Genomic DNA, 486 nt, shown 5'->3' with positions numbered 1-486 from the left:
GGCTATCAGATGCCGTACAGAAGGCGATTCAGTACGATTGGGTAAAATACGGGAGCCGATTGGCTCCCTTTTTGTTTGCACAGCGTTCTATATATGGTGTTGATAGATTTTTATCTTTACTGCAATATGAGCTCACCAACCAACAGGACTACATCATGAAGAAGATCATTACCGCCATCGTCATTGCCCTTTCGCTCAGCGCCTGCGGTACGCTCCGTGAGTTCAACAAGCCGGAAGTCGGCGCAGACGGTAGCAGAGAGTTCCGCGCTACCGCTGCTATTGGCCGCTGCCGTTGCTAAGCCGTGAAGTTCAATGGAACCTCAGTCAGGTCTACGATGAAAATCGTAGCTGGCTGAGGTGAACTTGTTGCATTTCCTGGCGGGAAAGTATTTGTTAGCAAAATCTGTGAAAAAGTCTCATGGCGCGACAGGAATATCCTGTTATCACTTGTCATGTGTATTCCGTCTGCGTAACACGTACATCTGT

1 protein-coding gene is annotated in these 486 nt (G+C 48.4%); it reads left to right on the top strand.

Translation table 11 applies throughout. The features are described from left to right. Positions 1-299: lipoprotein (locus RMT89_RS41045; protein WP_315888850.1), on the top strand; the 299-nt coding region annotated here is incomplete at its 5' end. Positions 300-486: the final 187 nt, after the last annotated feature.

This window comes from Streptomyces sp. P17, assembly GCF_032436805.1.
Classification (GTDB): domain Bacteria; phylum Actinomycetota; class Actinomycetes; order Streptomycetales; family Streptomycetaceae; genus Streptomyces.
Note: the sequence above shows the minus strand (reverse complement) of the source record. Positions and strands in the feature narration are given on the sequence as shown.